The sequence below is a fragment of the Cyanobium sp. NIES-981 genome (genome assembly GCF_900088535.1).
Lineage (GTDB): Bacteria > Cyanobacteriota > Cyanobacteriia > PCC-6307 > Cyanobiaceae > NIES-981.
The window spans coordinates 585400-600620 of record NZ_LT578417.1 but is presented as its reverse complement, the minus strand read 5'-3'; the positions used below and the strand labels follow the sequence as shown (position 1 = coordinate 600620).

The window sequence follows — 15221 nt, the reverse complement described above, 5'->3', positions numbered from 1 at the left end:
CCTGACCCCGCATCCATGAACCCCTTGCTCTGGCCTGTGCGCAGCTGCGCCAACGGTCTGGGTCTGGCCTGGTGGGCCCGGGTGCGCACACAGTCGCCCGATGTCACCTACTGGTTCGGCCCCTTCGTGCGACGCCGCACCCTTGAGGCCCAGCTCCCGGCCTTCGTCGAGGATCTCCGCGCCGAAGCACCGGCCTCCCTTGAGGTGGAGCTGCTGCGCACCCGCCGCGGCGAGCCCCTCACCGAGCTGGGCTGATAGCGTCCAGTCCTGCTGGTGAACGGTTGGATGGGCATCGCCGAATGGCGTGAGCACCTAGAGCGGGGCGAGGTGTCGGCCCGCGAGCTCACCGATCACCACCTGGCGCGGATCGAGGCGGTGGACGGCACCGTCAAGGCGTTCCTCACCGTCACCGCCGAGCGGGCCCGGGCGGACGCCGACCGGATCGATGCGGCCCGCCTGGCCGGGGAGCCCCTGCCGCCGCTGGCGGGCATCCCCCTGGCGATCAAGGACAACCTCTGCACCGCGGGCATTGCCACCACCTGCTCCAGCCGCATGCTGGAAAGCTTCGTGCCGCCCTACGAGTCCACGGTCACCGAGCGGCTGTGGCAGGCCGGTGCGGTGCTCCTCGGCAAGACCAATCTCGACGAGTTCGCCATGGGCAGCTCCACCGAGACCTCGGCCTTCGGACCCAGCCACAACCCCTGGGACCCGGAGCGGGTGCCGGGGGGCAGCTCCGGCGGCAGTGCCGCCGCCGTGGCCGCCGGCGAGTGCGTGGCCTCCCTTGGCTCCGACACCGGTGGCTCCATCCGCCAGCCCGCGGCCTTCTGCGGGGTGGTGGGCCTCAAGCCCACCTACGGCCGGGTGAGCCGCTACGGCCTGGTGGCCTTCGCCAGCTCCCTCGATCAGGTGGGGCCGTTCAGCCGCAGCGTGGCGGATGCCGCCGAACTGCTGCAGGTGATCGCCGGTCCGGATCCGCGCGATTCCACCTGCCTGCGGCTGCCGGTGCCGGACTACCGCGCTGCCCTTCAGCAGCCTGTGGCCGGGCTGCGGGTGGGCGTGGTGCGTGAGTGCCTGGAGGCCGAGGGTCTGGATCCGGAGGTGAAGGCCTCCGTGCTGGCCGCCGCCAGCCAGCTCGAGGCCCTCGGCTGCGAGCTGGTGGAGGTGAGCTGCCCCCGCTTCAACGACGGCATCGCCACCTACTACGTGATCGCGCCCTCGGAAGCGTCCGCCAACCTGGCCCGCTACGACGGCGTGAAGTACGGCCATCGCGCCGAGGGTGTGGAGAGCCTGGCTGAGATGACGGCCCGCAGCCGCGCCGAGGGGTTCGGCGATGAGGTGCAGCGCCGCATCCTGATCGGCACCTACGCCCTCTCCGCCGGCTACGTGGACGCCTACTACAAGAAGGCCCAGCAGGTGCGCACCCTGATCCGCCGCGATTTCGACCGCGCCTTCGAGCGGGTCGATGTGCTGCTGACCCCCACCTCACCCACCACCGCCTTCGCCTTCGGGGCCCACACCGACGACCCCCTGGCGATGTACCTGGCCGACCTGCTCACCATTCCGGCCAACATGGCCGGCGTGCCGGCCATCAGTGTGCCCTGCGGCTTCGATCAGCGCGGTCTGCCGATCGGGGTGCAGTTCATCACCAATGTGCTCGAGGAGGCGAGGCTGCTGCAGGTGGCCCACCACTACGAGCTGGCGGCCCGGGTGATGGAGCAGCGGCCGGAGGCTGCCCTGGCCGTCTGATCCTGCCCTGGCCGGGCACCAGATCTGGTGGAGGCGATCTACGCTTGCCGCTACAGGCGCTGCCCTCCTTGGCTTTCGTACCCCTCCACAACCACAGCGATTACAGCCTCCTGGACGGGGCCAGTCAGCTGCCGGCCATGGTGGAGCGGGCGGTGGCGCTGGGCATGCCCGCCCTGGCCCTCACCGACCACGGGGTCATGTATGGCGCCATCGAGCTGCTGAAACTCTGCGCGAAGGCCGGCATCAAGCCGATCATCGGCAACGAGATGTACGTGATCAACGGGGCGCTGGATGATCCCAATCCCCCCAAGAAGGAGCGCCGCTACCACCTGGTGGTGCTGGCCAAGAACGCGGTGGGCTACCGCAACCTGGTGAAGCTCACCAGCATCAGCCACCTGCGGGGCATTCGGGGCCGGGGCATCTTCGCCCGGGCCTGCATCGACAAGCAGCTGCTGCGGCAGCACAGCGAGGGGCTGATCGTGGCCACCGCCTGTCTCGGGGGCGAGATTCCCCAGGCGATCCTCCGCGGCCGCCCCGAGGTGGCCCGGGAGGTGGCGGCCTGGTACCAGGAGGTGTTCGGCGACGACTTCTACCTTGAGATCCAGGATCACGGCGGCCTGGAAGATCGCATCGTCAACACCGAGATCGCCCGCATCGGCCAGGAGCTGGGCATCGAGCTGATCGCCACCAACGACGCCCACTACCTCAGCGTGGGGGATGTGGAGGCCCATGACGCCCTGTTGTGTGTGCTCACCGGCAAGCTGATCAGCGACGAGAAACGGCTGCGCTACACGGGCACCGAGTACATCAAGAGCGAGGCGGAAATGCTCGGCCTGTTCGCCGACCACCTCGAGCCGGAGGTGATCGAGCGTGCCGTGGCCAACACCGCCGGGGTGGCCGAGAAAGTGGAGGACTATGACATTCTCGGCCGTTACCAGATGCCGCGCTTCCCCATCCCGGACGGGCACACGGCCGTGAGCTACCTCACCGCGGTGGCCGAGCAGGGCCTGCGGGATCGGCTGGAGCTGGCACCGGAAGCGTCATTCGATCCTGCCTACGGCGAGCGTCTGCACTTCGAGCTGCAGGTGATGGAGCAGATGGGCTTTCCCACCTACTTCCTGGTGGTGTGGGATTACATCCGCTTCGCCCGCGACAACGGCATCCCGGTGGGGCCGGGCCGGGGCTCGGCGGCGGGATCGCTGGTGGCCTACGCGCTGGGCATCACCAACATCGATCCGGTGGTGCATGGGCTGCTGTTCGAGCGCTTCCTCAATCCCGAGCGCAAGTCGATGCCTGACATCGACACCGACTTCTGCATCGAGCGGCGCGGGGAGGTGATCGACTACGTGACCCAGCGCTACGGCGAGGACAAGGTGGCCCAGATCATCACCTTCAACCGCATGACCTCCAAGGCGGTGCTCAAGGATGTGGCCCGGGTTCTCGACATCCCCTACGGCGATGCCGATCGCCTTGCCAAGCTCATCCCCGTGGTTCGGGGCAAGCCCGCCAAGCTCAAGGAGATGATCTCTCCGGAGTCGCCAGCGCCGGAGTTCCGCGAGAAATATGACAAGGATCCCGTGGTGCGCCGCTGGGTGGACATGGCCATGCGGATCGAGGGCACCAACAAGACGTTCGGTGTGCATGCCGCTGGCGTGGTGATCGCGGCCGATCCCCTCGATGAACTGGTGCCGTTGCAGCGCAACAACGACGGCCAGGTGATCACCCAGTACTTCATGGAAGACGTGGAGTCGATGGGCCTGCTGAAGATGGATTTCCTGGGCCTCAAGAACCTCACCATGATCGAGAAGACCCTCGATCTGGTTCACCAGAGCACGGGGGAAACCATCGACCCCGACAAACTGCCTCTGGATGACCCTGCGACCTACGGGCTGCTGGCCCGTGGGGATCTGGAAGGTATTTTCCAGCTGGAATCGAGCGGCATGCGGCAGATCGTGCGCGATCTCAAACCCTCGTCCCTGGAGGATATCTCCTCAATCCTGGCGCTCTATCGTCCCGGGCCTCTCGATGCCGGCCTGATTCCCAAGTTCATCAACCGCAAGCATGGCCGTGAAGTCATCGAGGTTGCCCACGTCAAACTCCAGCCCATCCTGAAGGAAACCTACGGGATCATGGTGTACCAGGAGCAGATCATGAAGATCGCTCAGGATCTGGCCGGCTACTCCCTGGGCGAGGCCGACCTGCTGCGGCGTGCCATGGGGAAAAAGAAGAAGAGCGAGATGGAGAAACACCAGAGCATCTTTGTGGAAGGGGCCACCCAGCGGGGGGTGGACACGGCAGTGGCGGAGGCTCTGTTCGAGCAGATGGTGCTGTTTGCGGAGTACTGCTTCAACAAGAGCCACTCCACGGCCTATGGCGCTGTGACCTTCCAGACCGCCTACCTCAAGGCGCACTACCCCGTGGCCTACATGGCGGCCCTGCTCACGGTGAACGCGGGTGCCTCCGACAAGGTGCAGCGCTACATCGCCAACTGCAATGCCATGGGCATCGAGGTGATGCCTCCGGATGTGAATGCCTCGGGGATCGACTTCACACCGGTCGGCGGGCGCATCCTGTTCGGCCTTTCGGCCGTACGCAACCTCGGCGATGGCGCGATCCGCCAGCTGATCGAGGCTCGCCAGAGCGATGGCCCCTACCGCTCCCTTGCCGATCTCTGCGACCGCATTCCGGGCCAGCAGCTGAACCGGCGGGCCCTGGAGGCGCTCATCCACTCCGGTGCCCTCGATGCCCTGGAGCCCAGTGGGAACCGTGCCCAGCTGATGGCGGACCTCGATCTGATCCTCGACTGGGCCAGCTCCCGGGCCCGCGACCGAGCCAGCGGTCAGGGGAACCTGTTCGACCTTGTTGCCGCTGGCGGCGCTGAAGCTGCCGGGCCTGAGGCCGGTGGTGGCGATCTGGGCACCGCCCCCAAAGCGGCTCCGGTGAAGGACTATCCCCCCACAGAGAAACTGCGTCTGGAGAAGGAGCTGGTGGGGTTCTACCTCTCGGACCACCCCCTGAAGCAGCTCGGGCGCCCCGTGCGCCTGCTCTCCCCGGTGGCCCTCACCAACCTCGATGAACTCGCCGACAAGGCCAAGGTGAGTGCTGTGGTGATGGTGCCCGAGCTGCGCCAGGTGAACACCCGCAAAGGGGATCGCATGGCGGTGCTGCAGCTGGAAGACCTCACCGGCAGCTGCGAGGCGGTGGTCTTTCCCCGCACCTATGCCCGCCTGGCGGACCACCTGATGGTGGATGCACGGCTGCTGGTGTGGGGATCCGTGGACCGGCGCGATGACCGTGTGCAGCTCATCGTGGATGACTGCCGCTCCATCGATGATCTGCAGCTGCTGATGGTGGAACTGGAGGCCGATCAGGCCGCTGACATTGCGATCCAGCACCGCCTGCGGGAATGCCTGCAGCGCCACAGACCTCCCCAGGACGAACCCGGCCTGCGCGTGCCCGTGGTGGCCCTGGTGCAGCAGAGCCAGGAGACGCGGTTCGTGCGGCTCGGTTCCCAGTTCTGCGTCGCCGATGCGGCCGCCGCGCTGGACACCCTGGCGGCGGCCGCGTTCCGGGCCCGCATCAGTGCTCCGCTGATCGCCGCCTGAGGGCCGCCGCCAGCGCCGCCTCCCAGAGGGTCAGCGCGGATCAGCGGCCGGCCCGCATGGCCCGGAGTGACTCGCGGACCCGGGAGATGTTGAGGCCCAGTTGTTCGCTGCCCATCAGGCTCCCTGGCTTGTCCTCCCAGCTGGCGGAGAGAACCCCGTAGCTGAGACCGAGCAGTCCGAGCAGGAAACAGGCTCCGGAGGCGGCGAGCGTGGCTCCCGGTGGGATGTCGAGGATCTGGCGGCTCACCAGCACATAGCTCACCACGAACACCGCCATGCCCGCGGCCGTGGGCACGCCCGTGGCCACCGCGATCCTCCGGACCATGCGGTTGGCCACGGCTTCGGGAATCACCTGCTGGCTTCCCTTGCGGGAGGGCTTGACCCTGCGGGAGCCGGATGCAACCGGCCCTTTCCCCATCCCCTTGCCGGCCATGGCTGGGCCTCAGCCGCGGATGCCGAGCTTGGCGATGAGGGTGCTGTACCGCTCCTGGCTGATGCTCTTGAGGTAGCCCAGCAGGCGCTTGCGGCGCCCGATCATCTTCAGCAGCCCCTGGCGGGAGGAGAAGTCGTGCTTGTTCTGCTGCAGATGGCCCGTGAGCTGGCTGATGCGCTCACTCAACATCGCCACCTGCACCTCAACGGAACCGGTGTCGGTGCCGTGGGTCTGGTGGCTGTTGATCAGTTCCTGCTTCTTGTCGGTGGTGAGCGGCATGGAGATGGAAGTTGGCGGAGCCCGGGCCTGCAGCCTGGTGTGGCAGGCAGGGCGATCGGCCGGGGAATCGGACCCCGACAACAACGGCCTTGCCCCGGCGTCTGCGGTGCAAACCGGCACTTTAACGTCCGGAGTCCCCCCCTCCCCGGCAACCCCCGCTCAGGCGGCCGAACGGGACAACCAGCGCAGACAGTCGCGGATCCAGTCCTCGGTGGAGGCCTCCGGATCGAGTCCCTGGGCGGCCACCGCGTGCAGGGCCCGGTGGATTTCGAGCTCTGCGAACCCAAGGGACACCAGGGTGCCGTGGATGTCGTCGCGGCTGCCGTCGGCCAGGCTTGAGAGGCTGCCGTCGCCGCTGTCAGCGCCAGGGCCGGCCGGGCCGAGATAGCGCTCCTGCAGCCGCCCCCGCAGCTCCACCGCCAGGCGTTCCGCCGTGCGCTTGCCCACGCCGGGGGCATGGCAGAGGCGGCGCAGGTCCGGCTGCACGATGGCCTGCACCAGCTCCTCGGGCTCGAGGGCCCCAAGCAGGCCCAGGGCCATCTGGGGACCCACGCCGCTCACGGCCACCAGTTCCCGGAAGAGGTCGCGCTCCTGCCGCGCCGTGAAGCCGTAGAGCGTCCAGGCGTCCTCCCGGATGCTCTGGTGGATGTGCAGGCCTAGCGCGGCGCCGGGCGGGGGCAGGCGCTGCCATTCCCGCTGGCTCACCTGCACCTCGTAGCCGACCCCCTGGCAGAGGAGCATCAGCCCGCACCGCTTGTCGTGCTGCCAGGGATCGGCGAGTTCGCCTTGCAGCCAGCCGATCATTGGAAGCAGAGAAACCGAATCCATGCTGCCCGCCCTGCGGACCCTTGCCCAGTCCTGGGCTTCCTTCCCCGCCTTCGCCGGCCAGGCGCTCCGGAGCCGGCGGCGCCTGCCGGTTCTGGCCCTCGCGCTGGTGCTCCTGCTGGGCCTGGGCGGCTGCGGCGGGGTGGGACAGCCACCCCGCAGTGTGCTGCTCTCAGCCCTCACCCTGCAGATCCAGCTCACCCAGGGCGCCATCGCCCAGGCCCTGCGCCTGCAGCCCGAGGGGGTGCCCCAGGTGAGCCGGGTGCGGGTGATCCGCCAGGACACGGTGCGGATCGGCGAGGCCAAGGGCCTGCACCTCACCGGCAGCTTCGACTGGCGCCTGCCGGACGACCCGATCCGGGTGGATACGCCCTTCGAGCTGTATCTGCAGCGCGGTGAGCGCGGCGAGAGCTGGCGGCTGGCCCGGCCCAGCGGTGCCCTCGACGGCGACACCCAGCTCTGGATCACCGACCCCCTTCCCCTGCCGAGCTGAGACTGATCAGGGTGGCCAGCAACACCAGCAGCGCACCGAGGATCGTCCAGCCATCGAGGGCCTCAGCGAACAGCAGCCAGCCCCACAGTCCGGCAAAGAGCACCTGCACGTAGCTGATCGCCGTGGCCCGCGCCGCCGGCAGCGCGGTCAGTCCGCGGGTCAGGCAGACCTGCCCCATCTGGGTGAACAGCCCCACGCCCGCCAGCCAGAGCAGCTCCGTGGGCGTGGGCAGCACCGGATCGAGAGCCACCAGCGGCAGGCTCAGGGGCACCGCGACCAGGGGGAAGTAGAAGACGATCACCAGCGGGTGCTCCGTGCGACCGAGCTTGCGCACGCTCACGTAGGCCAGGGCCGTGGCCAGGGCTCCGGCCACGGCGACCAGCACCGGCAGCGGCTCCAGGGGAGTGGCGCCGCCGGACAGCGGCGCCGGCTGGGCCACCAGCAGCACACCGGCCCAGCCCACCACCATCGCCAGCACCACGCGCCGGCCGATGGGCTCGCCGAGGGCCAGCCAGGCCAGCAGGGCCGTGAAGGTGGGGTAGAGGTACTGCAGCACCGTGGCCGAGGCCAGCGGCAGCGCCATCAGCGCCACGTAGACGCAGAACAGGGCCAGGGTGCCGATGGTGCCGCGCCAGAGCAGCAGGCCGCGCTGATGGCCCCAGGGATCGATTCCGGCGCGGCGCAGCAGCCCCCAGCTCAGCACCACGCTCACCAGGGCCCGAACCAGCACCACCTCGGCGGCGGGGATGCGGCCGCCCACCTGCTTCACGCACACCCCCATCACGCTGAAGGCCAGGGCGCTCGCCACCATCTGCAGCGTCGGTGCCAGGGGCGTGGCCCGGGTCATGGTGCGCTGTCCCCGGCCGCCATGGCCATCGTGCCAGCCGGGCGAGCGCCACGGCGAGGGCCATGGCGGGCAGAATCGGGGCTGTCGTCCGGGCTGTGCCCTTGAGCCTGCCGCGCCTCCACCCCCGCACGATCGAGGCCGTCAAGGAGCGCGCCGACATCGTGGATGTGGTGGGCGAGCACGTGGTGCTCAAGAAGAAGGGGCGGGAGTTCGTGGGGATCTGCCCCTTCCACGACGACAAATCCCCGTCGATGACGGTGTCGCCCGCCAAGCAGTTCTACTACTGCTTCTCCTGCGGCGCCGGCGGCAACGCCATCAAGTTCCTGATGGAACTGCAGCGCCAGAGCTTCAGCGACGTGGTGCTGGAGCTGGCGCGCAAGTACCAGCTGCCGATCGAGACCCTCGACGGGCCCCAGCAGGAGCGGCTGCGCCGGCAGCTCTCCCGCCGCGATCAGCTGCACCGGGTGCTGAGCCTGGCCTCGGGCTGGTTCCGCAGCCAGCTGCGGGTCCCGGAGGGCGCGGCGGCCCTGGCCTACCTGCGCGAGCAGCGCAAGCTCGACGAGGGCACCATCGAGGCCTTCGAACTCGGCTTCGCCCCGGAGCGCTGGGACGGCCTGCTCAACCACCTGGGCCAGGTGGAGGGCCTTGCGCCCGAGTGGCTGGTGGAGGCGGGCCTGGCGGTGCCGCGCAAGGGCCAGGGCGGTGAGGGCGCCCAGGGCTACTACGACCGCTTCCGCGGCCGCGTGATGGTGCCGATCAGGGACCGCCAGGGGCGGGTGATCGGCTTCGGCGGCCGCAGCCTCGACGGCGCCGAGCCCAAATACCTCAACTCCCCGGAAACCGAGGTGTTCGAGAAGGGCAAGCACCTCTTCGGGCTGGACCGGGCCGCCAGCGCCATCCGCCGGGACGACCGGGCCGTGGTGGTGGAGGGCTACTTCGACGTGATCGCCCTCCATGCCGCCGGCATCACCAATGCCGTGGCCTCGCTGGGCACGGCCCTGAGCAGCCAGCAGATCACCCAGCTGTGCCGCTGCTGCGAGAGCCGGCGGCTGATCCTCAACTTCGACAGCGACGGCGCCGGCGTGCGGGCGGCGCAGCGGGCGATCGGCGAGGTGGAGCAGCAGGCGCTGCAGGGGCAGCTGGAGCTGCGGGTGCTGCACCTGCCCGCCGGCAAGGACCCCGACGAGTTTCTGCGGCAGCACGGCGCCGGCGACTACCGCGCCCTGCTCGACCAGGCGCCCCAGTGGCTCGACTGGCAGATCGAGCAGGTGCTGGCCGGCAAGGACCTGGCCCGCTCCGACCAGTTCCAGCAGGCGGTGAGCGGCCTGGTGGCCCTGCTGGGCAAGCTGCCCCAGAGCGCCGTGCGCAGCCACTACCTGCAGCAGGTGGCCGAGCGGCTCAGCGGCGGCCAGGCGCGGCTGGCGATCCAGCTGGAGGACGACCTGCGCCAGCAGGTGAAGGGCCAGCGCTGGCACGGCCGCTCCCAGAAGTGGGAGCAGCCCGGCGAAGCGGGCCTGCGGGAACGGGCCGAAGCCGAGGTGCTGCGGCTCTACCTGCATTGCGGGGCGTACCGCGCCCCGATCCGGGCGGAGCTGCGTCGCCATGAGCTCGAGGACTTCGCCCTGGCGCACCACCGCCAGCTCTGGGCCGCGATCAGCGCCCTGGAGGAGGACAACCTCGGTGCCGGCCGACTGGAGGCGGTGAACCGCGGCCTCGATGCCGGCCACGACCTGGCCGACCTCGACCTGCCGCGCCTGCTGAGTGATCAGCTGCTGGTGGAGGAGAGTGCCCTGCTGGCCCGGCTCACGCCCCTGATCGAGCCGAGTGAGCTGCAGCACCTGCACCTGGCCCAGCCGATGCTGCAGCTCCGCGGCGCCCTGGCCTCCCTGGAACGGCAGCGCAGCCTCAAGCGCTGCCGCCATCTGCTCGATGCCTGGAGCAGTCAGCGGCTCGAGACCCTGGAGCGCTGCATCGCCCGGTTGCTTGAAGGTGAGCGCCTGGAGGCCGAGAGCCACGCCGGGCTGGTGCCCGTGAGCGACATGGAGAGCCGCATCGAAACCCTGTTCGCCGAGCTCAACAGCGATGCGCTGCGCTTTCAGGAGCTGTATTACAACGAACGCCGCTACCTGGAGGAGCTCGATGCCCGGCGCCGGGCCGGTTTCGCCGAGCTGGTGCCGGCCATGAACCGGCCAGCGGAGCTCGATGTGGCCGGCTGATCCTGCCGTGGCAGCACGGCCGCAGCTGCTTCAGGGGCGATACTGGGGTGCTCGACCCTGGGGCCTGTCGCGGTGGTGGGGATGCCTGGTGGCCTGAGCTTCATCACCGCCCTGGCCGTCACGGCGAAGCTGGCTCTGGCACCGGTGGCCGCCGCGGCCAACCCCAACGGCACCTGGCTGTCCCAGCCCCAGATCTGGTTCTACAGCTCCAGGCAGGCCGTGCCGCAGTTGATGGCCCAGATCCGGGCGAACCGCTACCGCGTGGTCTTTCTCGACTACCGGAACGTTTCGGATCCCGTGCAGAAGCAGGTGGCAGAGGAGGCCCGAGCCCAGGGGCTGATCCCCGTGGTGTGGGTCCAATCGCCCCAATACCGCTCCATGAGCGTGAGCGATCTCATCCATGAGGCGCGCCATGCGGATGGCATCCAGGTGGACGACCACTTCTTCGCCAACTACAGCCTCTCAAGCTTCTACCGATTGCGTCAGCTTTATTCCAAGCCGATCTTCTGCAGTATTCAGCCTTTCCAGGTTGGTCTTGTTCCCCGTGGAGGCTGCAACCAACTCGATGTGCAGTGCTACACATCCCAGACCTTCGGGCAGTGCGTCAAGCTCGCTGATCGGCTTGGAGCCGTGGTGAGTCTGTCCACAGAAAATACCCTGGGCCAGCGCAATCGCCTGGGTGGGCGACAGTTCAACACGTTTCTCTGGCCCGATGTGCAGATCCAGGCGGCCGGCGTGATCTCCGGACAGACCTGACACAACAACCAGGAGAGGCTGCGCGGTGGGTCTGGCCGTCGCGGTGGGCCGTCAGGGTGAGACGTCGCGGTCGGCCGTCGCGGTGGGCGGAATGGAGCCCTGCGGCCGTGCGCTGATTTTGTTTCGATCTTTCGATCCGCTTAATGGCGTTCGTCGGCCCCTGGGCTCAGGTTGAAACCATGTCGCGATGCGTTTTCGATGGTGGATGCCACCCTCCCTGCCCAGCCGCCCCCCCTTGCGGCCCTGCCCGTGGCTGGCATCCCAGCCACGCTGATGCCCCTGGTGGTCAATCTGCTCGGGGCTCTGGCCATCCTGCTGGTGGGCTGGCTGGTGGCTGCCCTTGCAGCCAGGAGCGTCCGCAGTCTGCTGCGCCGCACCCAGCTGGATGAGCGCGTCTCCAACGCCATCCAGGACCCGGAACGCCCGGGCCAGCGGAACCTGCGGCTCGATCGGCTGCTGGCCGCGCTGGTGTTCTGGGTGGTGCTGGTGCTGGCGGTGGTGGCGGCCCTGAATGCCCTCAACCTCACCACGGTCTCGGAACCGCTCAACGACTTCCTCTCGCAGATTTTCTCCTTCCTGCCCCAGCTGGGGGCCGCAGGGCTGCTGGCTGCGCTGGGCTGGATGGTGGCCAGCCTGGCGCGCGCGCTGCTGCTGCAGACCGCCCAGCAGCTGCAGCTGGATGAACGCCTGTTCTCCTCCCCCGAGGACGACCAGTCCGACGACACCACTCCGGGACTGCTGTCGAGCCACACCCTCGCCAATCTCCTGTACTGGCTGATCCTTCTCTTCTTCCTGCCGCTGGTTCTCAATGCGCTGAATCTGGGCAGCCAGCTCCTGCCGCTGCTCAACCTGCTCAACGAGTTCATGGCGGCGGTGCCCCTGCTCGCGAAGGCGGCGGCAATCGCGGTGGTGGGCTGGCTTCTGGCCCGCACGGTCCGCAGCCTGGTGCGCAACCTGCTCGGCTCCACCGGCCTGGATCACCTGGGCGAGGGCATGGGCCTCGATCCGGAGCAGCCCGGCCAGTCGCTCTCCAGCCTGGGTGGCACCCTCAGCTTCGTGCTGGTGCTGATCCCCACGGCCATTGCGGCCCTGGAGGCTCTGGCCATGCCGGCGATTGCCGGGCCGGCCATCGGCATGCTCAACACGGTGCTCGGCACCCTTCCCCAGGTGTTCACCGCGGCGGCGATTCTTGCCGTGGCCGTTGTCCTTGGGCGCTTCCTCGAGCAGCTGGCGGTGCGGCTGTTCACCGGGTTCGGCTTCGATCACTGGGTCCAGCAGCTGGGCCTGGTGGAGGACGGTGATTCCGAGGATTCCCCGCAGAGCAGGGCCGCGGCCCAGGCTGAGGCGGTTCAGGGCGACGCGCTTCAGGGCGATGCGGGGCTGGCCGCCGCGACCGCATCCACCCCGCGACGTCCCTCCGAGGTGATCGGCGTCGCGGTGCTGGGCGCCGTGGTGCTGTTCGGCGCCGTGGCGGCGGCCAATGTGCTCAACCTCCCCGCCATCACGGAGATCGTGAGTGGGCTGTTGCTGGTGTTCGGCCGGATCCTCGCCGGGGTGATCGTGTTCGCCTTCGGGCTCGCGATCGCCAACTTCGCGGCCCGCCTGATCGTCAGTTCCCAGACCGTGCAGGCCGGACTGCTGGCCCAGGCCGCCCGGGTGGGTATCCTCGGCTTCAGCGGTGCGATGGCCCTGCAGCAGATCGGAGTCGCCCCTTCGATCGTGACCCTCGCCTTCGGGCTGGTCCTGGGGTCGATTGCCGTTGCGGCCGCCGTCGCCTTCGGGGTGGGCGGTCGGGAGGTGGCTGCCGAGCAGTTGCGCGAGTGGCGCGATGCCCTGCGCCAGCAGACCTAGGCTGCCGAGGCTGAAACGGCCATCTGCAGCCCTTCCCGCATGGCTTTCTTCGAGGTGCTCTGGCATGGCGATGGCATCGGTGACGGGGGTGATCTCGAGGAGGCCCTCGCTGCCTACGCCCTGGTGAAACCGGACGACGGCAACTGGAGCGAGGCCTGCGCCACAGCTGGTGCCGATCCCTGCATCCGCCGCTATGCCTCTTTCGAGGCCTTCCTGGACAACGCCGATGAGCTGGAGACGATCCCCGTGACGGCCGCCATGATCGAGGCCGCCCTGGCCTCCCACCCCTGATCCCTGCGCCCCTGGCCATGGCTCGCCTCCTGCCCGGAGTTGCTGCGGCACGCCTGAACTGGTTGGTTTGACTTCCACGGTTCAGCGGGCCAGCACCCGCGGGATCGCCTCCAGCCGGGTGGTGGCGGCCCGCGAGAGCCGCTCCCGCCGCATCGCCCAGGCCGGTTGCAGGCCGCAGGCGGCCCAGCGCACGGTGCCGCTGCCGTAGCGACGGTTCAGACGGTCCAGCACCGCCATCAGGGCGGCCCGGCGCTGCTGCTGCTCCGGTGGCAGGGGCTGCAGCAGGTGGTGTTGCAGCTGCTCCTCGCCCTGCAGCTGCAGCAGCAGCACACCGGCTTTCTGCAGCGGATGGCAGGGGCGGAACAGCGTCTCGGCCAGGGGCAGCGCCGCCGCCAGCAGCACAGCGGTGTCGTTGCTGGGCACCGCCAGGGTCACGGTGGCGCTGTTGCTGTAGAAGCTGGTGCCGTTGAACGGGTTGCTGCGCACGAACACGCTCAGGGCACCGGCCCTCTGGTGCTGGCGGCGCAGCTTCTCGGCGGCCCGCACCGTGTAGGTGGCCAGCGCCTGCCGCAGTGCGTCGGCGGTGCGCACCGGCTGGCTGAAGCTGCGGCTCACGCAGGTCTCCTGTTTCGGGGGCGGCACCAGGGTGAGCGGCAGGCAGCGGTGGCCGCGCAACTCCTGCTGCAGCCGCAGGCCCACCACGCCGCACTTCTGACGCAGCTCGCCGCTGGGCATGTCGCGCAGGGCGCGGGCATCGGCGACACCCCGCAGCCGGCACCAGCGGGCCAGGCGCCGGCCGATGCCCCACACGTCCTCGATCGCCACCTGCTCCAGCCAGGGCGTGGGGTCGGCCTGGGCCTCCAGGTCGAACACGTGGCCGTGGGCGGGTTGCGTCTTGGCCAGGCGGTTGGCCAGCTTGGCCAGCACCTTGGTGGAGGCGAGGCCCACGGCCACCGGCAGCCCCAGCTCCCGGCGCACCGCCCGGCGCACCTGCCGGCCCCAGCTGCTGAGATCCTCGCCCTCCCGGCGGCTCAGCAGGCCGAAGGCCTCATCGATCGAATACACCTCCAGCTCCTCCACCCAGCGCTCCAGGGTGGCCATCAGCCGCTGGCTCATGTCGGCGTAGAGGGCGTAGTTGGAGCTGCGCACCTCCACGCCCAGCCGCTCCAGCTGCCGCTGCACCTGGAAGTAGGGCGTGCCCATGGCGATCCCCAGCCGCCGGGCCTCGGCACTGCGCGACACGATGCAGCCGTCGTTGTTGGAGAGCACCACCAGGGGCCGGCCCAGCAGGGACGGATCCATCACGGCCTCGCAGGAGGCATAGAAGTTGTTGCCGTCGATCAGGGCGATGGCCGGCTGGCTGCCCGTCTGGGGGCGGCCCTGGAGGCGTCCTTCGGAACTGGTGTCATGGAGGCTCACCGGTGACGGTTCGGCAGTGGGGACCGATCAGCAGGGGTGGACCACGTGGGTGGCCACGCCCCAGATCCGCACGGCGCGGTCGGGGGGCAACGGCAGGGCGGGATAGGCGGGATGGGCCGCCTCCAGCCACAAGCGCGCTCCGCGGCCGGCCAGACGCTTCACCGTGAAGCCCTCCTCCAGCAGAGCCACCACCACCAGGCCCGGTCGGGGTTCCAGCCGCCGGTCCACGATCAGCAGGTCGCCGTGGTGGATGCCGGCATCACGCATCGACTCGCCGGCCACCCGCAGCAGCAGGCAGCCGCGGGGATCGGGCACCAGCAGCCGCTGCAGGTCGATGACTGCCGGGCCGGTGGCCTCAGGGGGGCTGCCGGGGTCGCCGCTGGAAAGGTGGGTCACGCAGCCGGCATCGCTGGCATGCAATCTAGTACAGGCGTACTGCTGAATGGAGCGCGGGCGCAGG

At 69.2% G+C, this 15221-nt stretch carries 14 protein-coding genes; 8 read left to right on the top strand and 6 right to left on the bottom strand.

Annotation, left to right across the window (positions count from 1 at the left end; genetic code table 11):
- Positions 1–15: 15 nt before the first annotated feature.
- The 3 genes from CBM981_RS03120 (at position 16) to CBM981_RS03110 (ending at position 5351) form a co-directional block, all read left to right on the top strand.
- Positions 16–255: a DUF1816 domain-containing protein gene (locus tag CBM981_RS03120; RefSeq protein WP_087067218.1), complete on the top strand. Its 240-nt coding sequence runs from the start codon at positions 16–18 to the stop codon at positions 253–255.
- Positions 256–285: 30 nt separating this feature from the next.
- Entirely contained in the window at positions 286–1746 is a 1461-nt protein-coding gene (gene gatA / locus CBM981_RS03115; protein ID WP_087067217.1) for an Asp-tRNA(Asn)/Glu-tRNA(Gln) amidotransferase subunit GatA, read from the top strand.
- 68 nt (positions 1747–1814) lie between these two features.
- Entirely contained in the window at positions 1815–5351 is a 3537-nt protein-coding gene (locus tag CBM981_RS03110; protein WP_087067216.1) for a DNA polymerase III subunit alpha, read from the top strand.
- A gap of 40 nt (positions 5352–5391) precedes the next feature.
- Here the strand turns inward: CBM981_RS03110 and CBM981_RS03105 are convergent, their stop codons facing one another.
- From CBM981_RS03105 to ruvA, 3 genes are all read right to left on the bottom strand, one after another.
- Positions 5392–5784 carry a PAM68 family protein gene (locus CBM981_RS03105; RefSeq protein ID WP_172820799.1) on the bottom strand — a complete coding sequence of 131 codons (393 nt, stop codon included), beginning with the start codon at positions 5782–5784 and terminating at the stop codon, positions 5392–5394.
- Positions 5785–5793: 9 nt separating this feature from the next.
- A complete protein-coding gene (gene rpsO / locus CBM981_RS03100) occupies positions 5794–6063 on the bottom strand; it encodes a 30S ribosomal protein S15 (protein ID WP_087067215.1) in 270 nt (89 codons plus the stop codon).
- A 159-nt stretch (positions 6064–6222) separates the two neighbouring features.
- On the bottom strand, positions 6223–6867 hold the full coding sequence (ruvA, locus tag CBM981_RS03095) for a Holliday junction branch migration protein RuvA (RefSeq protein ID WP_087067214.1): 645 nt from the start codon (positions 6865–6867) through the stop codon (positions 6223–6225).
- Between the two features lie 22 nt (positions 6868–6889).
- Here ruvA and CBM981_RS03090 point away from each other — a divergent pair, with 22 nt between their 5' ends.
- Positions 6890–7381, top strand: a complete 492-nt coding sequence (locus tag CBM981_RS03090; RefSeq protein ID WP_087067213.1) for a hypothetical protein — start codon at positions 6890–6892, stop codon at positions 7379–7381.
- Here the strand turns inward: CBM981_RS03090 and CBM981_RS03085 are convergent.
- Positions 7353–8228: a DMT family transporter gene (locus tag CBM981_RS03085; RefSeq protein ID WP_225867503.1), complete on the bottom strand. Its 876-nt coding sequence runs from the start codon at positions 8226–8228 to the stop codon at positions 7353–7355. The two genes, CBM981_RS03090 and CBM981_RS03085, sit on opposite strands and share 29 nt — an antisense overlap.
- A gap of 62 nt (positions 8229–8290) precedes the next feature.
- Between CBM981_RS03085 and dnaG the strand changes: the two genes are divergently transcribed.
- From dnaG to CBM981_RS03065, 4 genes are all read left to right on the top strand, one after another.
- Positions 8291–10444 (top strand): DNA primase, encoded by a 2154-nt coding sequence (gene dnaG, locus CBM981_RS03080; RefSeq protein ID WP_369801666.1) that lies wholly within the window; start codon positions 8291–8293, stop codon positions 10442–10444.
- Positions 10445–10525: 81 nt separating this feature from the next.
- Positions 10526–11200, top strand: a complete 675-nt coding sequence (locus CBM981_RS03075) for a hypothetical protein (protein ID WP_225867618.1) — start codon at positions 10526–10528, stop codon at positions 11198–11200.
- 249 nt (positions 11201–11449) lie between these two features.
- Positions 11450–13051, top strand: a complete 1602-nt coding sequence (locus CBM981_RS03070; protein ID WP_172820798.1) for a mechanosensitive ion channel — start codon at positions 11450–11452, stop codon at positions 13049–13051.
- A 39-nt stretch (positions 13052–13090) separates the two neighbouring features.
- Positions 13091–13342: a hypothetical protein gene (locus CBM981_RS03065; protein ID WP_087067210.1), complete on the top strand. Its 252-nt coding sequence runs from the start codon at positions 13091–13093 to the stop codon at positions 13340–13342.
- An 81-nt stretch (positions 13343–13423) separates the two neighbouring features.
- Here CBM981_RS03065 and CBM981_RS03060 read toward each other — a convergent pair whose 3' ends face one another.
- Together CBM981_RS03060 and CBM981_RS15760 are read right to left on the bottom strand one after the other, a co-directional pair.
- The gene (locus tag CBM981_RS03060; RefSeq protein ID WP_087069152.1) at positions 13424–14692 is read right to left on the bottom strand and encodes a Y-family DNA polymerase; all 1269 of its coding nucleotides are present in this window, start codon (positions 14690–14692) and stop codon (positions 13424–13426) included.
- A 96-nt stretch (positions 14693–14788) separates the two neighbouring features.
- Complete coding sequence (locus tag CBM981_RS15760) at positions 14789–15157, bottom strand: LexA family protein (protein ID WP_369801665.1); 369 nt, start codon at positions 15155–15157, stop codon at positions 14789–14791.
- Positions 15158–15221: the final 64 nt, after the last annotated feature.